Annotated in this window: 16 protein-coding genes; 7 read left to right on the top strand and 9 right to left on the bottom strand. The window is 46.5% G+C overall.

Annotated features, from left to right (window positions below; genetic code table 11):
- Nucleotides 1-175 precede the first annotated feature (175 nt).
- Complete coding sequence (locus tag RIG27_RS27520) at nucleotides 176-1504, bottom strand: ATP-binding protein (protein ID WP_446350334.1); 1329 nt, start codon at nucleotides 1502-1504, stop codon at nucleotides 176-178.
- Nucleotides 1476-1820 carry a hypothetical protein gene (locus RIG27_RS27525; RefSeq protein ID WP_446350335.1) on the bottom strand — a complete coding sequence of 115 codons (345 nt, stop codon included), beginning with the start codon at nucleotides 1818-1820 and terminating at the stop codon, nucleotides 1476-1478. The genes RIG27_RS27520 and RIG27_RS27525 overlap by 29 nt, the downstream gene beginning before the upstream one ends.
- A gap of 282 nt (nucleotides 1821-2102) precedes the next feature.
- Here RIG27_RS27525 and RIG27_RS27530 point away from each other — a divergent pair, with 282 nt between their 5' ends.
- Entirely contained in the window at nucleotides 2103-2501 is a 399-nt protein-coding gene (locus RIG27_RS27530; RefSeq protein ID WP_446350336.1) for a hypothetical protein, read from the top strand.
- Between the two features lie 61 nt (nucleotides 2502-2562).
- Here RIG27_RS27530 and RIG27_RS27535 read toward each other — a convergent pair whose 3' ends face one another.
- The 5 genes from RIG27_RS27535 to RIG27_RS27555 form a co-directional block, all read right to left on the bottom strand.
- The gene (locus RIG27_RS27535) at nucleotides 2563-3195 is read right to left on the bottom strand and encodes a restriction endonuclease subunit R (RefSeq protein WP_446350337.1); all 633 of its coding nucleotides are present in this window, start codon (nucleotides 3193-3195) and stop codon (nucleotides 2563-2565) included.
- Nucleotides 3196-3288: 93 nt separating this feature from the next.
- Nucleotides 3289-5913, bottom strand: a complete 2625-nt coding sequence (locus RIG27_RS27540) for a chloride channel protein (protein ID WP_446350338.1) — start codon at nucleotides 5911-5913, stop codon at nucleotides 3289-3291.
- Nucleotides 5914-6177: 264 nt separating this feature from the next.
- Nucleotides 6178-7506 (bottom strand): TldD/PmbA family protein, encoded by a 1329-nt coding sequence (locus RIG27_RS27545; protein ID WP_446350339.1) that lies wholly within the window; start codon nucleotides 7504-7506, stop codon nucleotides 6178-6180.
- A gap of 68 nt (nucleotides 7507-7574) precedes the next feature.
- Entirely contained in the window at nucleotides 7575-8438 is an 864-nt protein-coding gene (locus RIG27_RS27550; protein ID WP_446350340.1) for a Tab2 family RNA-binding protein, read from the bottom strand.
- A 479-nt stretch (nucleotides 8439-8917) separates the two neighbouring features.
- On the bottom strand, nucleotides 8918-10372 hold the full coding sequence (locus RIG27_RS27555; RefSeq protein WP_446350341.1) for a hypothetical protein: 1455 nt from the start codon (nucleotides 10370-10372) through the stop codon (nucleotides 8918-8920).
- Between RIG27_RS27555 and RIG27_RS27560 the strand changes: the two genes are divergently transcribed.
- The 6 genes from RIG27_RS27560 to RIG27_RS27585 all read left to right on the top strand — a co-directional run bounded on the left by RIG27_RS27560 (nucleotide 10372) and on the right by RIG27_RS27585 (nucleotide 18751).
- Entirely contained in the window at nucleotides 10372-10572 is a 201-nt protein-coding gene (locus RIG27_RS27560; RefSeq protein WP_446350342.1) for a hypothetical protein, read from the top strand. The genes RIG27_RS27555 and RIG27_RS27560 overlap by 1 nt on opposite strands.
- A gap of 37 nt (nucleotides 10573-10609) precedes the next feature.
- Entirely contained in the window at nucleotides 10610-11389 is a 780-nt protein-coding gene (locus tag RIG27_RS27565) for a hypothetical protein (RefSeq protein WP_446350343.1), read from the top strand.
- Between the two features lie 196 nt (nucleotides 11390-11585).
- Entirely contained in the window at nucleotides 11586-11957 is a 372-nt protein-coding gene (locus RIG27_RS27570; protein ID WP_446350344.1) for a hypothetical protein, read from the top strand.
- A 299-nt stretch (nucleotides 11958-12256) separates the two neighbouring features.
- The gene (locus RIG27_RS27575; protein WP_446350345.1) at nucleotides 12257-12583 is read left to right on the top strand and encodes a cupin domain-containing protein; all 327 of its coding nucleotides are present in this window, start codon (nucleotides 12257-12259) and stop codon (nucleotides 12581-12583) included.
- Between the two features lie 211 nt (nucleotides 12584-12794).
- Nucleotides 12795-14399 (top strand): apolipoprotein N-acyltransferase, encoded by a 1605-nt coding sequence (gene lnt, locus RIG27_RS27580; RefSeq protein ID WP_446350346.1) that lies wholly within the window; start codon nucleotides 12795-12797, stop codon nucleotides 14397-14399.
- A gap of 224 nt (nucleotides 14400-14623) precedes the next feature.
- On the top strand, nucleotides 14624-18751 hold the full coding sequence (locus RIG27_RS27585; RefSeq protein WP_446350347.1) for a TIR domain-containing protein: 4128 nt from the start codon (nucleotides 14624-14626) through the stop codon (nucleotides 18749-18751).
- A gap of 36 nt (nucleotides 18752-18787) precedes the next feature.
- Here the strand turns inward: RIG27_RS27585 and RIG27_RS27590 are convergent, their stop codons facing one another.
- Nucleotides 18788-21454: a CHAT domain-containing protein gene (locus RIG27_RS27590; protein WP_446350348.1), complete on the bottom strand. Its 2667-nt coding sequence runs from the start codon at nucleotides 21452-21454 to the stop codon at nucleotides 18788-18790.
- A 215-nt stretch (nucleotides 21455-21669) separates the two neighbouring features.
- Nucleotides 21670-24877: beta strand repeat-containing protein (locus RIG27_RS27595; protein ID WP_446350349.1), on the bottom strand; the 3208-nt coding region annotated here is incomplete at its 5' end.

The raw sequence follows: 24877 nt of genomic DNA on the forward strand, positions 1-24877 counted from the left end.
TTACCGAAAACATTCGATTAATGGATGCGATCGCGTGAAATATTAGGCGGTATTTCGTGGTTTAGCGGTGGGGATAGGGCGGGTTTCGTTGTTTGGTTTGAGGTGTTGTCTCATGATTTAATCCCTAAACCCGCCCCTACAATTACCGTTAACTAGGATTACAGCAACAACCATTTTAACTGTTTTCTCTCAACCAATTTTGAAACTTCTGTGTCTCTTCCAGCGCCGGATTGATGGAAAACCAATTCCCGTTGCGATCGCGGTATTCATAGACGAACATACTACGCAGCAGAGTGGTGTATTCCACGTCTCCTTTAACTGTCTGTTGTTGCACCACCTGAAACAGCAACTCCCACTCCTCATCATCAATGGATGAGGTGAGGTAATCCCGACTTTCACGAATTACGCCTTCTAGACAATCCCGCGAAATCGGCGGGTCTATTTGTCGCAAACAGCCAAATAGGAGTCCCAGTAAGTTTCGCAGATGACCCCCGCTGATTTGACAGAGACGATCTAAGGTTTCAGTATTATCAAAGACTTCGGGAAGTAAGGCGAATCGTTGTGCTGGGGTATGGTGGGGAAATGCTCTCACTAAGACCATTTGCCGCAACAAATTCATCCCTTCTTTACATTCTGACCCATCCCGTTCGCGCACAGGAACCATGGGTAAAATAGTTGGCGGTAATCCACCCCCTAAGCGATTTTTTAGAATTTCCACATCATTGGAAAACGTTAATGATAACGGAAGGGTATAAACAACGTGACAATTCAGTTTCCGTAATTGGTCACCTCGGTCAATAAATAAGTACTCGGGTTGTAAGCGTTCCGAGGGAAGTGGACGATTATCTACCCGATCCAAATTATCGACAATCACCACCAGCCCCGCTTTTCCCCGTCGCCGCAGTTCCGTGGTTGCCCGTCCTAATAGTTCGGTGTTAATCGATTCTAAAATACCACTGGTACGGGGTTCTAGATATTCCCGTAAGCGGCGGCGGAGTTTGGGACTTTCTTTGGTTTTGGCGGTAATTTTACCAATGCCAATCGAGAGTTCGGCTTCGGCATTTAGTTCAATCGGCGTTTGCAGGAAGTCGGCAATTTCACTAAACAAATTGGCAAAATAACCCGGCTTGAGTTTAATTCTAATCGATTCTAAACTTTCACTGACTCGACCCGCTACACTCAGGAGAATATCCGTAATATCGACATCTGCCATATCTAAGTCTTGGGAGGACTCAAAGTAAACCACATAGTATCCCTGCTTTTCTAACTCGGCTTTGAGTCGCAGCAATTCGGTGGATTTCCCACAGCCAATATGACCCGTAAACAGTTGGCAGGTGGGTTCATCGGGTGAAATTAAGGCAATGGTGCGTTGCAGTGACTGAATGATTCGATTGCCTCTCACCGGGGAAAAATCAATATAATACTGCTGATCTTCAACTTCCCCCACGGTTAAGGGCTTGCTTGGATTGCACGCTTTATAAAATCTCGGTAGATCTAGTCCCATGAGTCATTATCGTCCTTATGCTATTGTCGTTGAAAGACATGCCATCTCGCCACGCGATCGCACTTGTCGCATTATCTTGGTTATCCTCGTCGTCACAATAACCCGCCCACCGACAGGTTTTGGGTTTTTCTTTCCTAGCAGCAAGGAAAAATGGGGGAGACTCTTGCCTATCGAGTTTAACCTGAGACGTTCTCGGGCGAGATCTGGAAAATACCAACCCTTGATTTGCTGTGCTTCCAGAATGCGCTAAACTGTGACCTGCCTCAAGGAGTAAAATAGGGAACAGGAGGCTGACACTTAATAGTCGTTTATTCATTTTTTCCTACAAATTGCTAGATCGATGTGAGGATTGCGATCACTCTTCCATCCGTTTTCTATTCACTATTCTGGACGCCTCACCCGCAATCAGGATACTATAGGTGTCTTGTTGTCAAGAAATTATCAGGATTGGGAACAGGTGAAGTTGGTTAAGAAATGTAACAACACTTGCGATCGCGCATACAATCCAAGACCAAATCTTGAGTAATAGACAGAGACTCACCTCCAGTTTGGCTTTGGCTAAACCGTCCCCTAATCATCACGAGTTAAAATAGTAATCATGAAAAATTCTTTAGCAGCGGCTATGGGTACGCCACGTCGAACGTTCCGCCAATTTACTCCCGTTCTTCTCAGTGTAGCGCTTTGTTGGACAACACTGGCTTGTCAGGATTCAACCAACTATTCTCAGTCTGTAGGACAGCAAAACACCAACACTGTATCGTCTCAGACTCGACTCACAGATGGGAAGTATCCTCTTCAGCAAGTGACCTACAATGACGCCAATGGGCAGTACACTTTATTTTTAATGAATTATACAGGCGCGGCGTACAGTACCACAAACCCGCAAATGATACCCCTGACGCCAGAGGAACTTAATAGTGGGGAACAAAGTTATCTAAAAATGCAAAATAACCAAGCGGTTTTGCATTTGAGTCCAGAGTTTCAGGACTTTATCTAGATTTTTGATCTTGTTTTTTTCTGGTTGTAAGAATCAATTTAATTATCAATACAACATTTATTCAACAATCCCTAATTACAATTTGACTTAAGCGCTTCAAAATTGTGAGAACGCTGTACAAATCTCCAGGGTTGCGAGTAGCTAACAAGTTTGATGTCGCGTATTTGGGATAGTCTTCCTGAACACATTTGACAAATATGAACGTTCCTCCACTGGTAATCATGCCATAGCTAGGTTTTTCTGGATTGGGATTTCCTAGCATATACGCCAACATTTGGGCAAGTCCAGCTTCAATGGAATATGAGGCTCGTTTCGACTCGATAACCATGACCCAAAGCTGGTTTTTTAAGACTAATGTATCAATTCTTCCCCTGATAATTACGCCATCATCTTCCTCGACAATATCAATGGATTGTTCTGATTTAACGTAAAAGGGAGCCAGATAAAAATCACCGATGAAGAGAATAGGGTCTAAGACAGCCATTCTCACCACATCCTCTAATAAGGGTGGATAGTTAAGCAGATTGAGATAACCCGCTTTTACTTTGTCTAATTGTTGTTTTTCGGAATCAGATAGCTCGGGTAAATCTTCCTGCCACTCTGAAAAAAATAGGTTATATTCAACCAGTTGGAGTCCATGGTTTTCGATGAGATAACGTAAGTCTATATCTTGGGCTTGAATGATTTGTACCATAACGAGTTGGTGACATTTATTTGTTGACAAGATATTAATGTCGATCAAAGCCTAATTTTCAAGGGTTTCAGACGGTTTGTCACCCCTTATGCCTTATGTCACGCTGCGAACTAAAATAACGGTACTCTTAACCCGCCGCGCGATCGCTTCAGGAATATTCCCCTGAATCATAAGCTGTAATAGCCCTTCCTGGCTTGCCCCTAAAACCACAACATCGCATAATTGGTCATTGGCTAAATGAGCTACCGCATCAGATACCTCACTAGCGCGAATGGGAATCCGGCGAATCCGACCAATCCGACCATCCATTTGCCCTTTTAAAAAGTCGCTAGCTTTTTCCATGGCGGTTGTATCGGTAACTGTATCTTCTGGATCAAAGACTTGGCATAATCGAATATCGGGTGGCTTACTACTTAAGGAAATTAACGCGGGCAGAAATTCCAAAGCGCGTTGCGAATTAGGACCACCTGCGATGGGAATCAACCAACGCTGAAAGAAGGGAGGGATATAAGGCGGATGCATCATTTCACCCAATTTAACCACCATTACATCACAGGGCGCTTGTCGAATCACTGCATCCACTACCCCGCCAAAAATGCGTCCAGGGGTTGAGGTTGATCCTTTCCACCCCATCATCATCAAATTAATATGTCGCTCTTTAATGGTGTCTAGAATCGCTTGAGTAATATCCTGACTCACCCGTATTTGAGTGTGAACGGGTATATTCCAATCTCGTCCCCACTTTTCCGCCTGACGTAATAACCGACGACTTTTTGTGGTTTGTACTGGCGTTTCTGCAGGAGACGTGCTGCGGGAGACAATAATTACTTGTAGACATTCCAATTCATAGTCGCGATCGCGGGCGATGGCGGCGGCGAGTTTAACTAATATGGGGGCGGTTTGGGGATTAGCGATGGGGACTAATAACCGTCCTCGTCCCGTTTCTGGCGATCGGGTTTGATAAACGACATAAGAGGGTTCTAATTGTGATCTAGTCTGAGTTGTCTTACTATCAAGCTGATCCAATTCCGCCCGAATAATATCGCTGCGGGTAATAATTCCCAATAACTTACGCCCTTCAGTGACTGGGAGGCGACTGAGGTGGTAACGGTTGAGCAGATAAAGCACATCGACTAAACTCGCTGTCGGCTTCACCGTTATCGGGTGCGATGTCATAATCTCTGCTAGGGGTGTGGTTCCGGGAAACGGACAACGGGGCGGATTGCCTTGCATTTTTGTCGTCTGTGTAAGATCTGATTGACTAATAATCCCCACTAGCGTCCCTTCATCTACCACAGGAAACCCTTGGTGCGTCGAACGAGATACCATCTGCAAGGCGTCATCCAGACTCATGTGCAGCGATAAGGTTTCCACCCGTCGTTGCATCAAATCCTCTGCGGTTAACCCAACCAATGAACCCTTGTCTACTTTTTGAGTGGGGGAGATATACCCTCTCCATTCCAACAGACGCTGATAAAGTGAGCCTTTGGAGAGTTGATCGGCAATCAGGTAAGATACCACACAGGTGATCATTAACGGTAAAACCAGATTGAAATCCGCCGTAATCTCAAATATGATCACAATCGCGGTTATAGGAACCTTAGATACAGCACTAAAAAACGCCCCCATCCCTGCCAAGGCGTAAGTCGTCGGTTCCCCAACCCCTAAAAACGATAATTTAGCGACGCCCACCAGATAACCTAAGGCAGAACCCAAAACCAGTGACGGGTGAAATAAACCCCCAGGAGCGCCTGATCCATAAGAAACTAGGGTGAGAAAAAAGTAGGTTACTAAAGCGAGGCTAGTGAATTGCCAACTTTCTGCGCCTGTAATTAACAACTCCCGCAACCCACGATTATTGCGAAAATCCGGGGGTAACAGAGAAACCACACAACCACAGATTAATCCCGCTAGCCCCATTTTTACCGCCAAAGAGACATGAAAGCGGCGTTGTAGCGTCAATGAAAACAGAATCCCACGATTAAATAAGGTTGCCAGTAATCCGGCTAAAAGACCCAGGATTAAATAAAAGGGAATCTCCGGAGCAGAAAAACTACTGGTTGTTTGAGTTAGTTCCAGGTTCAGGTCGAGACTACGACCCCCTAAAATCCGGGAAATCACCGCACCGATAAACGAAGCGAGAATCGCTGTTCCTAGCGTTAAGCCGGAAAAATCATGGATTAATTCCTCAACCACAAACAAAATACCCGCGATTGGGGTATTAAACCCTGCCGCTAAACCCGCCGCTGAACCCGCCGCAATGAGCTGGCGTCGATGGCTCGGAGAGGTAGGAAACCAACGGCTAAACTGAGCCGCCAACGCTGCACCAATATGAACTGTGGGTCCTTGACGTCCCAGGGTCAGTCCTGCCGCGATCGCTAAAATACTACTGACGAGTTTAACCAGCGCTACACGCAAATCTAGAGCGATGGGATACCCTCCAAGTGCGGCTTTAATCTGAGGAATACCACTCCCAGAAGCATCGGGTGCCAAATACTCAACCAAGAATCCAGACAGTGCTCCCAATACCAGTCCGAAGGCGGGTAAAACTAGAAAGGGCGGAAATTGTTCAGAAGTTTGAACCCGCCATGAACCGAGCCAACCAATACTGTGTTGGAGTAACACGGCGGATAGCGCAGAAACCACCCCAATTAAACAAGCTTCTGCGATCGCCAAACGTCGCTTGGGCAGTAACCATTGACGTATGGGATTGATCATTGGTCATTGGTCATTGGTCATTGGTCATTCGTTGAAGAATTCTTGCACTCCATTGGGGCGGGTTTAGTGACATCAGGGTGAAAACCAAACGCCAACGGTAAAACCCGCCCCTACAAACAGGACAGGTTTTGCAGCCAATCTAGGGATAACAATCAATATTAGTCCCTAAACTTGAAACTTGCCCCTACTCTCCCCCAGCTTCCCCAGCTTCCCCAGCTTCCCCAGCTCCCCCTGCTCCCCCTGCTCCCTCTCTCTCCTAACGAGCTAAATCAAAATAGAGGTTTGCTCAGATGCGGTAACTGAGAGTCCTTCTAAAATTAAAGAGGGGGTATAACACGGACCATTCCATTCTGCATCTTCACCCAGGGCAACAATCTGCTTGAGGGCAGTGTAGACGTTACCCGCAACCATGGTGTCTTTTACCCGACCGATGATCATACCGTTGCAGACGCGATACCCTAAATCTACATTGACAGAAAAGTCTCCAGATATGCCAGCTCCACCACCGAGGATTTGGTCGATCACCAATCCATCATCCAGTTGACGCAATAAGTCTCTTAAGGAGCCTTTACCGGGTTGTACCATGATATTGACTAAGCCTGGGGTGGGATAACTGCCTAAGCTGGGGCGAAATCCATTGCCTGTACTGCCAACTCCCAGTAATCGCCCAATGGTGCGATCGCCATAAAATTGTTGCAACTGTCCTTCGCGAATTAATAATAGGGGTCGAGTCGGAGTCCCTTCGTCGTCAAAAGGACAGCTATAGGGACCCGTATTCGGTTGTTGAGATAGGGTAAGGTTGAGGGAACTGACCACTTGACCCAAGCGATCGCTCCAAGGGGAAGCGCTTTCCCACACCTGTTTCCCATTTAATGCGGTTTGGACGGTATCCCAGAGTAAATCAGCGGCTTTGGCGGTGAGCAAAATCGGGACTTGACCGATAGGGGGATAAACATTATTCTGCGCCCAGTTGAGGCGTTGTAAAATTGATTGTACGACTTTATCGGAATTAAGCTGTTCCCGTTGGGTTTGACCATCAGATACGCATAAAAAGTCATCGCCGCGCACCCATTCCACCGAAAAAAAACAGTTGAGTGTGGTGTCGGTGTAATGACAATCCAAGCCTTGAGAGTTGATCAAGCGGGTGGTTTCGGCTTCACATTCCCATTCTGCCGTACAGAGGACGTCTGGATTCGCGTCCCGAATTTTAGTGATCGCTTCTTTGCCCATGACGACCAATTCTTCTACCGCCACGGACTTGCCCAAGTCGGGATAACCTTCGGTACGTCCCGGTGTGAGTTCCACCGATTCCGATTCATTCAGAGTGCTAATGGCGATGGCTCGATCCACTAAGTCTTGGGGATTCACTGCACCATAAGCAACCGCCAATCCGGGACGACCGTTTTTCCATAAGCGTAGCGCCACCCCTTCTGATTGACTACTTTCTAGCCGCTTAAGGCGATTCGCTTCAAAGAGTACAGGGCGAGACAGCGATTGCGACTGATAGACCTCAGCATCCTTGGCTCCGGCTTTGAGTGCCAGATCTAAGAGTTGTTCGCAGGGCAGGGCGGGTGACAAATTCGGAGACTCCATAATGTTTAGGGTTAATTATTCTGTTTATAGTTCCGGCTCATGGTGATAAACCCCGAACCCATTCAGGGCTACGTTAATTCTTGCAACAACCAAAATCCAGCAAAGGTTTCTGAGGTTGGCGTTGACTGCACTGCAAGAAAATGTATGGACTGGGCGTTTTCTTTGGCAGATTCAAAGCCTTCAGCTTCCGCTAGGGTTTGAGCATCGGTTAGGTTGGCTAAAGCCCAGCTATCACTAGCACCCGTTTCCAGTAATAGCCGGGGAGTGGCACCTCCCTGAAATTTAACAAACGCTAGTTCTAAACCTGACATCCATGCGGCTAAGGCTTTGGCGCGATCAGAGAAAATAATCATGCCCGGAATGCGCGTATCTGGAGCCAGATCCATCATTGACAGGGGAAAAGCTTCGCCAAAGTCAATGTCCCACTCATCCATATCAGCAAATGCTTCGGCTTCCAAACTAACCAATGCCCATTTTTGTCCCTGGATGGCATCGGGTAAGGGTTGAGGAACCTGAGGTTGGTAGCGCACAGAGGCAGAGGCGGCGGCTGAGGACTGATATCCGGGTTGATGGGGATAAACGTCCTTGATCCGGTGGTTTAGCCAGTGATCAAGCCTGTATGTCCGACGACTGGCGATCGCGGGAATGCCTAACTCTTGGCAGGCTTTAGTAATCATGTTGTTCATCTGACGCCGGAAAAAGCGAATTTTTGTCGGTGTTTGTCCCGATGCCGCGATCGCTTCTTCTAGGGATTGCCGCAACCATAAGGAGTTGACCTCCTGGTTGGAACAAAACTGCGCGTACTGAAATAATTTGTCCGTGGATTGGTGGATGTTTAAAGGACTCTGACAGATTAAGACTTCCCAGAGCTTCTTCTGATTGTCATCCAATATTGGACGTGAATAGAAATCGAGTTCCCAAATAATCGTCATCTCATTCGATGTATTGCGTTCACATGAAAGTCTGGGCAATTACAGACTCGTGCTTTCAACACCTCGACTTCGCTCGGTGTTGACCCTGAGCGAAGCCGAAGGGTCAACCTGTACGCATAGGGGTTGCTTAATTGGGCTTGCGCCCCTCCCGGAAACGGGGTAACGTTTGCCTCGCATAAGTTATGCCTCGGTACTTTCTCTAACACACGCTGTTTAACCCTTTAAGCCTTTTTAATGCTGGAGTAGGTACAGACGTAGCATGCTACGTCTCTACAACGCTTAGACATAACGTAGACCGCGTAGGTCTTAGGCTGGTCAGGTTGCGGCTCAATTCCAAGCCCCCGCCTTTAGGCGTGGGGTTCCTGACGCCAAGATGTAATCTAACCGCTTCTAAAAACCTGATCAGATCTATACAAAGATCGTCACATCTAGGCAAAACACAGCGGTGTATGTTTATACGAGCGTTCGTCCCAAGTGCGTCAAGAGCTTCCCTGTTGAGGGTTGACCAAGGACTCCCAGTTAGAGATACCATAATAGGTGTGCCTACTATGAATAGAACACTTGAGTCTATTATTCAGTTGATGCCAATAGCTCCATACGTGCTTGCTATCGTTCACCGATAGATAGGCGGTTATGGAGCCTGGTAATTTTTCCCCTAATCTCATCCCACGACGGGCGATCACCAGTGCCGCCGCTTCATCACTAGCTAATCCATACATCCGGGCATATTTGACGCCTCCAATCAGACTGCTATAGGCTGGATTGACTGTTTTCACTTCTATGCCGCGATTATTCAATATGGCGGTCAATAACTTGGAGAAACGACTATAGGCCCATCCAGACAGCATTCGGGCATATTTGCGTCTGTTTTCCCGGAGTTGGGTTTTCTTGCCCGAAAAGTCTAATTCTTCACACACAATCGGGCATTGGTAGGCAATTGCCATATCCAGTAGCCGGAAACAGACCTGTCTAATCGCAGCATCCTGTTTACCCCGTGGCTGTCCCATCTCAATGGGGATTTGACCATGATGCTTGAGATTGCCATCCCTGTCCACATAAGACCATCCTACTGAACCGGGATTGAGGTCTATCCCAATACACCCATAATGGATTGACCTGGATACCTGCTTAACAGGTGCTCTTGTAAACTGTACTGCTACACACCACTTGTTATCCTTTCGGTAAAAATGCCATGTTTTAGCACCATCTTCTGGTAGTCGATTGACATTTCTCTGGAAGTCCCCTATCTGGGATGAGACATACTTCCCGAACTTTTCCTCTAAACAATAGGGAACACGCCACCTGATTGTTTGCCCATCCCACTGGCAAGCCTGATTCCCAAATGATTCGTCTTTGGCTCCCACTACATAAACTTGTCCTTTGGGGATAGTTACCCGAATGGGAGCCGCTTTTAGGTACTCAACCTGCTTCTGGTAGTGGTTTAGCTTGCGCTTTTTGTTGTGCAGTTGAAAACGTAAGTTTTGCCAATTGCTCTGCCGATACTCGATAGAGCAAGCTAATGGCAATACACACCCCGACTTACTGGCTTGCCAGTTTTTCTGGCGGTAAAACTTACGGGCATTCTTAAGAGAGCGTTGAGCCTTTTTAATCCATGCTGCACAGGATTTCGTTTTAGCCGTCAGTACCTTAATGTGCCGTTTACGGTTCTCTCTTGCCGCATCTACCGCGCCTTGGGCAAAAACTATCACACCATTAGCGTGACGTTTGTTTATACCGTAACTCTGCTGTAGATATCTGTTCCACCTGGACTTGTTGAATTTTTCACTTGAGAGGAGATGATTGGCTGTCTCACACCCGCAGACATGGAAAATAGCTGAATATTCCGATAGAAACATTTCTAGTCGGGTTTTCCCTAATGGGTTAAGCTCCCAAGCTGGTGTAGGTAATCCCTTGCAGTATGTAAGTGTAACCATTGATTCGACCGGGTCAATGTTCAATTATTGCTTTATTGTATATCGGTTTTGACGCTTCCTTGCTGCGGATGAAATACTTATTCATTAGGGAAGCTGGGGAAGCTGGGGAAGATGGGGAAGCTGGGGGAGCTGGGGGAGCTGGGGAAGCAGGGGGAGATGGGCAAGATAACGGATCAGATGTTAAGAACGCGGTAAGTTAGAGGTAAGGGCTCTATCCATACCTGTAAATCACTAATCATGCCTGTGAATCGAATTGTCCTATTATGCTTGGTTGGAGGCGGACTGGCTATATTTGTTTTGTCAAATTTGTCAGCCCCCGTCAAGTCTCTCGTATTTTTGGGAATGCAAACGGTTGCATTGCCGCTGACGGTATGGATAGGATTGGCGATCGCACTCGGCATACTCACCAGTTTAGTCTTACAGTTGCTCAGTTTTCGACCCAGGAGGGTTCAGAGGTTTGATCGCGCCGCCCAACCATCGCCTCCAAATCGCTGGCGATCAGATGTTGAGTTTGAGGAGGAGGAACCTGAACCCGAGCAAACTGAACCAGAAATGCCACCTCCATCACCCCCTCCATCACCCCCACCCCCACCCCCACCCAAATCTTCCCCCTCTGCTTCCGGTTCGGATTGGGATCAAGCTGTTGCTCCAGAGTGGAACTTTGAAGGAGAATCGGCAACATCCATAGAGGACGAGTTTGACTGGGATGAGTTGGAGAGTCAGCCAGAGGAAGAGGTGTCAGAGGAAACAGAGCGCAGTATCGGAAGCGATTGCAGTAGTTATGAACCACGTCAAGAACCCAGCCGCCGTTCTCAACCCGACTCGGTTTATTCCTACAGTTACCGGGAATCCAATCAGTCTAAATCGAGGATTGGCAAATCTGAGGCTGTGTATGATGCTAACTATCGAGTAATTACCCCGCCGTACCGCCAACCCCCACCTCAAGCGGAACCGGAGGATGAGGATGAAGATGAAGACTGGGGATTTGAGTTTGATGATCAAGGCAGAGGTTCGTAGCTGAAACTCGATCAATGAGCTATTGATTGTTACCCAGCTTGTAAATGGTAAACTGGGTAACAAATTTGGTCAACAAATCAATAAAAAATTAATCCCATTGTAAATTTATCGGCAAATTCTTGGTATGCTGAAAAGTATAATCAGTCTCAACAGTCGATAGCAAGTTTCCAACACTATCAAATCAGGGAGAGCGCTCATGAGACGCTACACACTCGTTGTTTTAAGCATCACTACTGCGGTCTTTGGCTTAGTCCCCCTTGCCCAAGCTCAGTCCGACTCACCGTTTAGCGCTAATGACAATTCGGTTACGTTATCCGGTGAATCCCTACGGACTGTACAACGTCGCAGTCTATCCAACGATTACCGTTCTTTCTTTAATACCAACTCGCCCATCGCTCCAGATGCAGTCGGAGTGAATTCTGCGGATTCACGCTTTGCCATTAGCGATCGCCTACGCATTGTCGTTGGAGATACCCTCAACTCTGGTGATCCCCTTGACCTATTTCCGGCTGTGGGAGAAGAGGGAGATGTTCAGCGACTCAAGTTACAAGTGCCGCTCAGTGAATGATTGGCAAATCGTTATAGTGTGGGGTTGATCTATTCAGTTGAGTAACCGACTCCAACACTCAATTCATATACTGTTTAGATCCGACTCTTCTCAAATGACATCCGCAAAGTCGCGCAAAATTATTTGATAACTATTGCCGATGTCATAACCATTAAAAATAGAAGACAATTGATAAACATCTCCAACACAAACAAGCAAATCTGGGCTAGTACGGTGAGAAATGTTCCTGTGTTCTCAAGACGACTAGCCCGTTCTCTTACTAAGCTAAGACGCATTATTTTCATCATTATTCATGAGATATGCCAAATATTTTTAACCTTCCCCCTCAACTTCCCAATGAAGAAAAATTTGAGGCATTAGTCTCTAGTGATAGCGTTGTAATTGAGCGGATTATCTCAACGGGACAAACTACACCAACGGGAGAATGGTATGATCAGCAGCGGGATGAGTGGGTAATCCTACTTCAGGGGGAAGCAATTATTATCTATGATGATGGGTCTAAAATTGAACTGAAAGCTGGAGATTATATGTTAATTAATGCCCATCAAAAGCACCGAGTTGAATGGACAAGTTCTCATCCACCCTGCATCTGGCTTGCTGTTCATGGTAATCTAAAATCTAATTAATAACAGGGGCATGAAATTTGAGTTAATTCAAAACGTTCAAAACCATGTCCGAAGGGAGCAGTGTAGAGATTAATAGGACACCTCTGGAAGTGATGGTTCCCCTTCTCCCGTGCAAAAAAAGCGAAGCATCCTTTGTCCTCCCGAGGGGGGCCGGAGAAGGGGTTAGGGGATGAGGGAGAAACTGTTCGGGTACATAGCCCAAAAACTGACTATGCATATTCCTAAGCAACTTTGGCGAGCATCTCCTTTCTTGTTATCCCTGCTGGGTGGTATCCTCATGGGATTAACCCCATCCCCTGTGGAAGCCTGGTCTTTGGCGTGGATTGCTTTGGTTCCCTTGTGGTTCTTAGTGGTGAATCAGCAAAGTCTGCGCCAGACGGCTTTATATGGTTTCTGCTGGGGGATTGGCTATCAAGGCTTAGCCATATTTTGGATTACAGGAATTCATCCCATGGATTGGATGGGAGTACCCTGGTTAGCCAGTTTAGCGATCGCACTTTTTTGCTGGGTGTTTATTACCCTCTGGGGGACAATTCTGGTGGTGCTCTGGGCGGTGGGGATGACAGCGTTCAATTCACTATTAAATCGTCAAGGTGTCAAGTTTAGAACCGTTAATCGTGTCTTAGTCGGAATTGCTCTCTGGTGTGGTTTAGAAGCCTTCTGGACTCTAGGCGATCTCAACTGGACATCTCTAGCTTATACCCAAAGTCCCCATAATTTATGGATTTTACACCTGGGTCAGATTTCGGGTCCGTTTACAGTAAGTGCAGCCGTTGTTGCTGTGAATGGGTTAATCGCGGAAGCTGGGATTAGTTATTTCTCAAATCAAAACAAACGAGTCACTGGATCTAGCGCAAGGCAGAAATTTATCCTAGCTTTAGGACTTCTTGTTGGTTTCCATCTGATTGGGTTTGGACTCTACAGTCGTCCGCTGATTCAACCCACTCAATCTGCCTTCAACATTGGTATTATTCAAGGGAATATTCCTAACACAATTAAACTCTACCAAGATGGTTGGAGTCGGGCAATTGAAAATTATACCAATGGTTACAACGCCTTAGCAGATCAAGGAGTAGAGGCAGTTTTGACACCGGAAACAGCATTACCTTTTCTCTGGGATGAACAGATTAATCAATTTCGCTCACCTGTTCCCTTTTATCAATACAAACTTAACCGTTTTAAAGAGGCTATTTTAGACAAAGGTGTGGTGGTTTGGCTGGGGGCGTTTGGTAAAAAAGGGGATAGCCTTACCAATAGCTTATTTACAATTTCAGGTACAGGTGAAACCATCAGCCGCTATAACAAAGTGATGCTCGTCCCTTTAGGCGAATATATTCCCTTTGAGGAACTATTGGGTAGTTTAATTAATCGCCTTTCCCCCTTAGATGCCCACTTAGCCGCAGGTCAACCCAACCAACAGTTTGACACACCGTTTGGTCGTGCGATCGCGGGGATTTGTTATGAGTCAGCTTTTGCCTATCATTTCCGCCATCAAGCCGCTAGGGGAGGTGAGTTTATTCTCAGTGCTTCAAATAATGCTCATTATAGTGAAACCATGCCCGCCCAACACCACGCCCAAGATGTGATGAGAGCTATTGAAACGGATCGTTGGGCAGTACGGGCGACGAATACTGGCTATTCTGGCATTGTCAATCCTCACGGGAGAACCTTATGGCTTTCTGGGATTAATACCTACCAGATTCATGCGGCGACAGTTTATCGGCGACAAACCCAAACACTTTATGTACGCTGGGGAAATTGGTTAACGCCGACATTACTAGGATTAGCAATTTTAGCGTTTATCGTGAGTCGCTAATCCTGTTTGTAGTAGGCGCTTGATTCGTCTCTAGCAGGAGGACTAAAGTCCTCACTACAAACGTTTCAACCACCATAACTGTTTACGTTACCGGATACTATTTGTTATAGTCTCAGAAAGAGAATGATTATCCGCCGGATTTCTTCTATCTAAGGAATAATATTTTTTATCCTCTGAACCAGTTTTAAGACCTTGGTTGTGTCTTTTTGTGTGGCTACCTCACTATGAATAAATTTTGCAATGCCTTCATCTCCTACGGACGAGCTGATAGTAAAGCTTTTGCAACAAAACTTTATGATCGCTTGCTCAAGGAAGGGTTAAAGGTTTGGTTTGACCAGAATGATATCCCCCTTGGCGTTGATTTTCAGAACCAAATTGATGATGGGATTGAAAAGGGGCATAACTTTCTATTTATCATTGCGCCTCATTCGGTGAATTCGCCCTATTGTGGTAAAGAAATTGAGCTAGCACTGAAGCGGAATAAACGGATTATTCCTTTATTGCACGTTGAGCAAATTACTCAGGAAACGTGGCAGCAGAGAAATCCTAAGGGTACGCCCCAAGACTGGGAAGCATATCAACAGAAAGGGTTACATTCCAGCTTTCCTAATATGCACCCCGCGATCGGTAAGATTAATTGGGTCTATTTTCGCGAGGGAATCGATGATTTTGAGCAGTCGTTTGCAGGTTTAATTGATTTATTGAAGCGCCATGCTGATTATGTGGAGCAGCATACCCAGTTTTTAGCAAGGGCGTTGGAGTGGGAGCGGCATCAAAAACAAACGAGCTATCTGTTAGTTGGGGAAGAACGACAGCAGGCAGAAGCTTGGTTAAAGATACGATTTAAAGACGAGCAACCGCCTTGTGTTCCTAGTGATTTGCATTGTGAGTATATCACCGAAAGTATCAAGAATGCCAATAACTTGATGACGCAGGTGTTTATCTCTTATGCTGATGAGGATAGGGCGACAATGGAGAAGATTCGCAAGAGTTTGAGGCGAGAAAGTATTACAGTTTGGACGAATACAACGGATATTCAAACGGGGGAAGCGTTTGAGGAGGCGATTAAGCGGGGCATTGAACAGGCGGATAATGTGGTTTATCTGCTTTCGCCGGATTCGGTAATGTCGGATTTTGCTCGGCGAGAATTAGAGTCTGCTTTATCGCTGAATAAGCGGATTATACCTGTGTTGGTGCGAGAAATACCACCAGAAAAAGTGCCGTCAGCGGTGCGGGATTTGCACTATATTGACCTGACGGACAATGTGAGGGAAGAAGATTATCAGCTTGATGAAAGCCAATTGTTGAAGATTTTGCATCAGGATGAGGCTTATTATAACGAGCATAAGATATTACTGACGAAGGCGCTGAAGTGGAAGCGGCAACATGAGAATCCGAGTATTCTGCTGCGAGGGTATAACTTGCGGAGTGCAGAAACTTGGTTGAAGGTGGCAAATAAGAGAACGCTGCATCCGCCGATACTGTTAATGGAAGAATTCATTGATGAAAGTTTGCGGCAACCGCCGGCTGAGTCGCTGGATGTGTTTATTTCCTATTCTCGTGCGGATTCCGATTTTGCTCGGAAGCTGAATGATGAACTGCAACTTCAGGGGAAGCGGACGTGGTTTGACCAAGAAAGTATTGCATCGGGATCAAATTTTGCCCAAGAGATACGCCAAGGAATTAAAGCTTGCGATAACTTTTTGTTTATTCTCTCACCCCGTTCTGTAAATTCGCCCTATTGTGCGGATGAGGTGGAGTATGCAGCTTCTTTAAATAAGCGCTTTGTGACGGTGCTGCATCGAGAGGTAAATTCAAATGAACTGCATCCGGAGTTAGCGAAGGTGCAGTGGATTGATTTTAATCCCAATGAGAAGGATTTTAATGCCAATTTTAGACAATTGGTGAGAACCCTGGATACTGACCGGGAACACTTACACAATCATACCAAATGGTCGCAGCGAGCAATTGAATGGGAGGAGAAAGGGAAGAGTGCTGATTTGCTGTTACGGGGGAGTGAATTTGGTATTGCTGAAAATTGGTTAATGGAGGCAGAGCAACAAAAGAAACAGCCTGCCGCGACTCCATTGCAGAAGGCATTTATTGAGTCAAGTCAAAACGCGATCGCAGTAGCAGAGAAAGCAGAAAAACGCCGACAAGCCGAAATGCTGCGTTTGCAGGAGGAGCGGGCGAAGGAGGCGGAAGCACGACTGGCAGAACAGAAAAAAAGTGCCAGACGACAAAAGTACTTTTTTATCGCCATCGGTATAACATTGATGGCTCTTGTTGGCGCAGCCGGGGTGGTTTGGGTTCAGAGAGAACTATTTCAAGATAGTCAAATCAGTTCGGTGAGCCGCTTTTCATTGCTACTCTCTAAGACCGATCGAACGCTTGACGCTATGATTGAAGCGATTCGGGCAGGTAAATCGCTGCAAGAACGGCGATTCATCCCGGTACAGCCAGAAACCCGGAATCATGTTTTGACCGCATTGCAGCAAGCCGTTTATCAATACGGATTCAGAGAAAGAAATCGCTTGGTAGGGCATAACTATGGTGTCTGGGGTGTCCGCTTCAGTCCGGATGGCAAGACAGTTGCTTCTGCGAGTGGTGACAATACCGTCAAACTCTGGAGCCTCGATGGTAGAGAACTGGCAACCCTCAAGGGACACAACAGGCAGGTTAATAGCGTAGCTTGGAGTCCTAATGGTCAGACAATTGCCACCGCTAGTAACGATCAGACTGCCAAACTCTGGAATCTCGATGGTAAAGAACTCGCAACCCTCAACGGACATAACCATCAGGTTAAGAGCATTGATTGGAGTCCCGATGGTCAGTTCCTTGCCACGGCTAGTGAAGACAATACCGTCAGACTCTGGAGTGGTGATGGTAAGCTACTCAAAACCTTCCAGGGGCATAACAACGCCGTTTATAGCATCAGTTTCAGCCCTGACGGTCAGACGATTGCCTCTGCTGGCGGTGACAATACCGTCAGACTCTGGAGTGGTGATGGTAAGCTACTCACAACCTTCCAGGGTCATAACGACGCCGTTTATAGCGTCAGTTTCAGTCCTGACGGTCAGATAATTGTCTCTGCTAGTAAAGACGAAACTGTCAGACTCTGGAGCCGTGATGGTAAGCTACTCAAAACCTTCGAGGGGCATAATCAGCCAGTCAATAGCGTCAGTTTCAGTCCTGACGGTCAGACGATTGCCTCTGCTAGTTTAGACAAAACTGTCAGACTCTGGAATCGGGACAACGCCACCCCACAGCTTGCTCTTAAGGGACATGAAGATCAAGTTAATAGTGTTAGTTTTAGCCCTGACGGTCAGACGATTGCCTCTGCTAGTTTAGACAAAACTGTCAGACTCTGGAACTTTAGCGGTAAACAACTCAAAACCCTCAGGGGACATACTAATACGGTCAATCATGTCAGTTTTAGCCCCGATAGCAAGACGATTGCCTCTACCAGTGCTGACAAAACCATCAAACTCTGGAGCGTTGATGGAACGGTACTCAATACCCTCACGGGGCATACTGATGTAGTCAGGAGTGTAGTTTGGAGTCCCGACGGTCAGACGATTGCCTCTGGTAGTGGTGACAAAACCATCAAACTCTGGAGCGTTGATGGAACGGAACTCAATACCCTTACTGGGCATACTGATCTGGTCAGGAGCCTTAGTTTTAGCCCTGATAGCAAGACAATTGCCTCTACTAGTTGGGACACAACGGTCAGACTCTGGAATCGGGACAAAACGATCCCACAACTTACCCTCACAGGACATGACAAGCCAGTCAATAGCGTCAGTTTCAGCCCTAATGGTAAGATGCTTGCCTCTGCCAGTGACGACAAAACTATCAAACTCTGGAGCGTTAATGGGAAGGAACTTAACACTCTCCAAGACGATGATAAAGTTTATAGCATCAGTTTCAGCCCCAACGGTCAGACCATTGCCTCTGCTGGTGAGGACACAACTGTTAAACTCTGGAGCGTTGATCAGAAGAGAGCCAAAACCCTCAAGGGACACAGTAAGCAAATCTATGAGGTCAGTTTCAGCCCCGATGGAGAGACAATTGCCTCTGGTAGTTGGGACAAAACTGTTAAACTCTGGAACAAAAAGGGTGAAATTGTGCAAACCCTTGAAGGGCATACTAATTTAGTCTTTAGCATAGCATTCAGCCCCGATGGCAAGATGCTTGCCTCTGCCAGTGCTGATACTACCGTGATTCTGTGGAATTTGGAAGATTTAACTCTAGATTCACTCATGCAGGATGCTTGTGATTGGGTGGGGGATTATCTGAAGTACAATGCCCCAGAGCGTGATCAGCATCTCTGCGATAATATTGAGCAGTAAGAAAGCGTGAGCGCGTGACAATACCTATCGAGTTATTTAAATCCAATTGCCAACTAATACAAACGGTGTCCAAAAATAGGGATGTTTCCGATACTTTGGATCTTGCAAAATTAAGAGTTGAGCGCGACGCAGGGCTTCAGCCTTATTCACTTTATCCTCAGTAAGTACATGGTAGAATTTCACCATCAAATCCGCCGTCGTCGCATCATCCACTAACCATAATGTGGCGATGGTACTCCTCGCCCCCGCTCTCACGGCGACACCTGCTAATCCCAATGCAGCTTGATCATCGCCTTTAGCGGTTTCACAGGCGCTGAGTACCAGTAATTCAATCGGATTGGTGCGACGCAGATCGGTTGTTTTGAGTAAGGAACTCAATTCATTCACATTCAGCTTATCATCCCAAGTAATAATAAAGGTTCCCTCGGCTTCTGAACTAAACTGACCGTGGGTGGCGAGGTGGACAACAGGAAATGATACGTTACCCATCGTATTTTCTAATGTGGATTTTGTAAACTCTTGATTGAGTAATAATTTCCCTGGCATAAACGATTGAATCTGCTGGAGTTCAATTTTTACATTAGGCAGAGCGGAAAAGTCTAGGCGGGATTCGGAAAGTCCAGCGGTTAACACTTCTAGCTTTTGTTCGGTAAGCGGTTTAGACTCAAACAATTCTAGTCCGGGAGTCAGCGCGATCGCATAGTTTTGCAGTAAGAATTGCTCCCCGTCGTGTAGCGCCGCCATGGGGATATTCCGCAACGTGCCATTCAACACAAAAACTAAAGTTTTTGCCTCACTTTGGGCTAAATCCTCGGCGGCGGGTTTGATAATCCAGTCATAGACTTTCCGGGCGAGGGGGAGAAATCGTAAGCTGGTGCGCTGGGGTAAGGCTTGACGTAATTTCTCTAATGTGCTTTCTAATTCAGTTTGGGCGACAAAGGTGGTATAACGGCGTAAGGGTTGATTGGGTAAATGGACAATGACTTCCAAGCGATCGGATAGGATAATCGGGTAAAGTACAGCAGCTTCTTTGTCAATCGTATCAATATTTACAGGCTTGGCGGTGATACAATCCGCTTGAAAAAAGTTATCTAATTCGGCAATTTGGAGTGACTCAACCACCTGACGGGCTTGTTCGAGTTGTTCTGGACTAATTTGGGTATTATCTGCGGGTAATAGGAGTTCGACTAACTCCCGGTAGATGGGTTCAACCTGTTTCCGAAATGAATATTGAACATTAGAATTAACCGCGACTAAATCACTACGCAGAGATTGAAGGGTATCCACCGCCCCTTGATAGGCGACAATTGCCCCTTGGGTATCGCCTTGCTGTTTGAGTAACCGCCCGAGTTGCCATTGCCAAGGATACAGACTATCCCAGGCTTCAATGGCTTGGGTTTTGATTAAGGCTTGTTGGGTTAAATCTTTGGCTTGTTGCAGTTGATTGGTTTGTTCGTAAAGATGTCCCAGGGTTCCTAATGCATAAGCTTGGAGGCGTTTATCTCCCAGGGTTTCTGCCTGTTGGATAGCCGTTGTCAGGATTTGGGCGATGTCTGGGTGTAGAGACGCGCCATGGCGCGTCTCTACAGATGTTGCTAATTTGATTAGACTTTCGGCAAAATTAATCCGATATGAAATCCCTTGATCTGAAAGGGGTAAGGTATTCAGTTGATTTTGAATTTGGGGAACTAAAGATTGCGCTTGTTGGTGATTTCCGGTTTCGATGAGTAAGCTAAGTTGATTGAGTTTTGCCCGTAATTGGAGCAGGGGAGATGGGGCTGCGGTTATCGCTTGTTGATAGAAATCCAGGGCGGCTTCAACTTGCTGCTGTTGACGGGTGGTATTGGCAAGGCTGAATAGGGCGGCGCTAATATCGGAGGGGGATTCTAACTGGCGGGCAATTTGTAAACTTTCGTCTAATACCTGACGGGCTTGGGGTAAGTCGTTTACGAATTGTAACACTTCCCCTAGCGATCGCAAGCCGACGGCTTTGGTGAGTGAATCGGGTTGATTATCCAGGGTTTGTCTGACTTGCTGGAGTAAGGTTAAGGCGCGTCGATGAAATCCCAAGGCTTGCATGGCTTGCGCTTGGTTAATTTGGCTTTTAATTTTACCTGTTTTATCCCCTAACTGATTGTACAGGGCGGTGGCTTGCTCCCAGGTGGCTAAGGCTGGTTCGGGTTGTCCCTGATTCAGTTGTAAACGCCCCTGAATTTCTATGCTTTGGGCTAAGACATTGAGGTGATGGGTAGAAACGTCGCCGTTAGGTTCAGTTTGCAGTAAAGTTAAACTCTGGGAAATGGCGTCGTTTGCCTGAGACCATAATCCAAGTTGCTGATAGGCTAAGGAGAGATTGCTGAGGACTGTGGCTTGCTTAATTGTTTCGCCTTGGGTTTGATAAGCTTGGGCAGCTTTTTCTAGGAGTTCTACGGCATCAGTATATTGTCCCGCTTCGTAAAAAGTTCTGCCTTGTTTTACCCACGCTTCTGGGGAGGGATTAACGGTTGTTGTCTCGATTGCTGCGGGTTGGGGTTCGGGTTGTCCGATTCCGGTTGCGGATACGGGGGAAATGACTATACATAAAATGGCGGTGAGAATGGCTAATAGTAGCCATGAGATATCCCATTGATTAGCGCTAAAGCGCTTACTACGAACGGCGCTAAAGCACTTATTACGAACAGATAGATACCATTTGTTTTTCATCTATTTTATCCCAACAAGATTATGTTATAGGGGTACGACGTTGTTTATTCTTGCTCCCCCTGCTTCCCCTGCTTCCCCTGCTTCCCCCGCTTCCCCCGCTTCCCCTGCTTCCCCTGCTCCCCCTGCTTCCCCTGCTTCCCCTGCTCCCCCCGCTCCCCCCGCTCCCCCTGCTTCCCCTGCTCTTCCTATCTAATACGTTTGAGCGCAACTCAGTATTACTCGCACATAGAAGAATTGACTGGGGGATTTCCAGATGTCATGTTAGTGGCTTCCGCTGTAAGGATAACATTACCTTGCTCATCTCTAATCCATCCCTTAGCTTCCACAATCTGGCGCGGTTGAGAGGGTTTATCGGGGAGAGTCGCCGTATTATTATCGTTATCGCTTCCTTGTGACTCCAAGGAAATCCAATCGGCAAATACTGCTTCCCCCCGCAGTAATTCACTGGGTTTGGGAGGTAAACCACCGCGCCCGGTGACGACAAAACTACTTTGATTGAGTCCAGCATCCGCTTGACACACTTGACCCACCAATCCTCGCACATCTATCGGTTTGGTGGGTAATTGATTTAACTCCCGACTGGGATCAACATCAGGGGTATTAATCTCCACAGTACCGTCTAACCCAAATTCGGAACTGGCAGTAATATCACTTTTTGGCGTCCGTTGGGGACGAAATTCTAACCCAAAAATATTTTGCGCGGTGATAGTAATATTACCACCATTGCCGCCAAATGCATCAGCCACAATATCGCTATTTTCATCTTCAATAGCGACGACAAATTCTGTATCAATGTTAATATTTCCCCCATCACCTTGACCGCCAAATGCTTCTGCCGAAATCAGGCTATTGCGGCGCATTTCGATTAAATCCTCTACCTGAAGATTAATATTACCACCCTCACCCGAAATGGTTCTGGCAATGAGAGAACCTTGATGATCAAGCTGGATGGAATTAGCATTGATTTGCATCGTACCAGCATTTCCGGTGACTTGATCACTAAACTTAACCTCTAGCCCCAACCCAAAACTCAAGGAAGTAGCTATAAGCTGCGTATCATCCGCTATCGTTCCCGTGGCTACGGTTACTCTCGCGCCATCCTCAACTCTTAATTGATCCGTATTCACCTGCAAATCTCCCGCATTTCCGGTACCAAATCCTTGAGCATATAATCCACTGGGAAATCCATCAATGGAACGCCCCCTCAAGGTGATTGATTCATCGGCATTAACCTGTAAATTTCCCCCTTGCCCTGCACCAAAGGTGGAGGCGGAGATAAAGGCACCATCTTCTATCCTTAACTGTCGGGTATTCACCTGTAAATTTCCCGCATTTCCCGCATCGGGTAATAGGGAAAACGTATCTACCGAAATCGCACTGGGAATCTCACCGACGGCGGCTTTACCAATAATATCAATTGATTCGGAGGCGTTCACGGTTAAATCGCCACCATCCCCTTGGCTAAAGGTAGTTGTACCAATCGCACCGCCATCACGAATCATCAACCGTTGTGTATTCACGAAGATATTTCCCGCATCGCCGGTGCCTCTGGCAATATTACCAATGGCGCTAGGAAAGTTTCCCTCTGGGGTTGTGCCAATAATATCGATAGATTCAGCCGCATTTACAGTTAGAATTCCGCCATCACCGCTAGACAAAATTGTTGATGCTGAGACTAATCCGCCATTGCGAATAATCAGTTTGTCTGTATTTATGGTTAAATTACCAGCATCTCCAAATCCGTTGGTTTGCGAGAATAAACCACCCGGATTATCGGGTGATGAACTGCCAATCACTTCGACTAAATCAGCATTTATGGTTAAATTTCCACTATCACCCTGACCGATGGTATTGGTGGTGACTCGTCCTAAATCTTGACTGAATAATCGTCCTGTTTCAATGTCGATATTTCCAGCATTTCCACTACCCACAGCCGTTAGCGCATACAAGCCACTCCCGGAAATTTGTGCTAATGCGGTGTTTTCTATAGAGTTTAACGCGGCGGTTAAATCGGGTGTTGATACAATGTTATCAGGTAGAAGATTAAATCCTTGCAGTAACGCTCTAAATAAGTTTTGGTTGACTGGATTACTCGATAGTCCCTGAAATTCTATAGATTCGGCGGTTGTCACTTGCAAATCTCCCCCATTCGCTGCACCCAACGTGGCGGTAACAATGCGAGCGCTATTATTTAAAGATAGGGATTTGGCATCGATAATAATATCTCCACCTCTTGTACCAGGTTCTTGGGTGATACTAATACTGCTAATCAGATTATCATTGACCGATATCGTGCCATTGCTAGTCAGGTTGATATTACCTGCCAACCCTCCCACGGACAAAATTTGAGATGTGGTAATATCATCATTCGCCTCTAGGAGGATATCACCGCTTCTAGTTAAGCCAGAGGGATTGAGTAAGCCATTGAGCGCGATCGCACCTTGACTACTTAGTTGAATTGTTCCACCTAATGCACCTAAAGACAAGATATCAGACGTAACGATATCCCCGCCTCCAATCAGGGTAATATTGCCACCATTCCCTACCAGAGAACTTGCGTTCACCGTACCATTGAGGGTGATGCTGTCTCTAGAATCAATCGTGACTGAACCGATAGTCGCCGCTGGATTCTCTGGATTGGGACTAATCGCTACGCCCGACATACCGTTGATGGTAATTTCGCCACCGGGTAAGGATAAATTCGGTTGATATTGATTGGTGACAAAGACAACGCCATCAGGGGCATTGAAAAAGATACCACCAATCGTAATATTGGCACTTGTGGGAATCCCCACGGGATTAGGTAAAGGCGGAACAATAATTCCCGTGGCTGGGATACCCTGAATATCTGGGATATTAAATGCTGTTGTTCCCGCCCGGATATCTAACGTGGGTTTTGTTTTACCATCAACTAATATAGTTGTGCCATCGGACAGAGTAATGGTTTCTACAATACCATTAACCGGGTCAGCCGACTGGATAATAACGCCCCCTGGAATCGTCACACTTCCTCCCGCCAGAATATGCAGTGAAGCGCCCACGTAGCCTCCTAACACGACATCCCCACTCGCCCGAATAACGGGGTCTTCTGGGCTGGTTAATTGTCCCAGATTCCCCTCTAAATCTTCTATCCGAAAACTGCCTCCGGTTGTATAATGAGCATTCCCTTTAATGGGATTATCTGAACGCAAGACTAAATCCCCACCGGAAAACAACCCACTATCGGGATGATTTAACGCTGAAATCTCGATACTGTTAGCCCCTTCCACCTCTAACTGATTCCCCGCCGCCGCGATAAACGGATTAGTTCTTGTATCCTGCATTATTACTGTATCTGTAGCTTGCAGGTTTAAATCGTTTCCAGCAGAAACTTGACCTGGTAAATTCAGATTGCCTGCTGCTAAGGTTAAATCTTGCCCGACA

Origin of the sequence: Coleofasciculus sp. F4-SAH-05, from assembly GCF_040222985.1 — a bacterium.
Lineage (GTDB): Bacteria > Cyanobacteriota > Cyanobacteriia > Cyanobacteriales > Coleofasciculaceae > Coleofasciculus > Coleofasciculus chthonoplastes.

Excerpts from the sequence above, each read along its gene's own strand:
- RIG27_RS27520 (WP_446350334.1), bottom strand. The coding sequence starts at position 1,504 with ATGGGACTAGATCTACCGAGATTTTATAAAGCGTGCAATCCAAGCAAG.
- RIG27_RS27525 (WP_446350335.1), bottom strand. The coding sequence starts at position 1,820 with ATGAATAAACGACTATTAAGTGTCAGCCTCCTGTTCCCTATTTTACTC.
- RIG27_RS27530 (WP_446350336.1), top strand. The coding sequence starts at position 2,103 with ATGAAAAATTCTTTAGCAGCGGCTATGGGTACGCCACGTCGAACGTTC.
- RIG27_RS27535 (WP_446350337.1), bottom strand. The coding sequence starts at position 3,195 with ATGGTACAAATCATTCAAGCCCAAGATATAGACTTACGTTATCTCATC.
- RIG27_RS27540 (WP_446350338.1), bottom strand. The coding sequence starts at position 5,913 with ATGATCAATCCCATACGTCAATGGTTACTGCCCAAGCGACGTTTGGCG.
- RIG27_RS27545 (WP_446350339.1), bottom strand. The coding sequence starts at position 7,506 with ATGGAGTCTCCGAATTTGTCACCCGCCCTGCCCTGCGAACAACTCTTA.
- RIG27_RS27550 (WP_446350340.1), bottom strand. The coding sequence starts at position 8,438 with ATGACGATTATTTGGGAACTCGATTTCTATTCACGTCCAATATTGGAT.
- RIG27_RS27555 (WP_446350341.1), bottom strand. The coding sequence starts at position 10,372 with ATGGTTACACTTACATACTGCAAGGGATTACCTACACCAGCTTGGGAG.
- RIG27_RS27565 (WP_446350343.1), top strand. The coding sequence starts at position 10,610 with ATGCCTGTGAATCGAATTGTCCTATTATGCTTGGTTGGAGGCGGACTG.
- RIG27_RS27570 (WP_446350344.1), top strand. The coding sequence starts at position 11,586 with ATGAGACGCTACACACTCGTTGTTTTAAGCATCACTACTGCGGTCTTT.
- RIG27_RS27575 (WP_446350345.1), top strand. The coding sequence starts at position 12,257 with ATGCCAAATATTTTTAACCTTCCCCCTCAACTTCCCAATGAAGAAAAA.
- lnt (WP_446350346.1), top strand. The coding sequence starts at position 12,795 with ATGCATATTCCTAAGCAACTTTGGCGAGCATCTCCTTTCTTGTTATCC.
- RIG27_RS27585 (WP_446350347.1), top strand. The coding sequence starts at position 14,624 with ATGAATAAATTTTGCAATGCCTTCATCTCCTACGGACGAGCTGATAGT.
- RIG27_RS27590 (WP_446350348.1), bottom strand. The coding sequence starts at position 21,454 with ATGAAAAACAAATGGTATCTATCTGTTCGTAATAAGTGCTTTAGCGCC.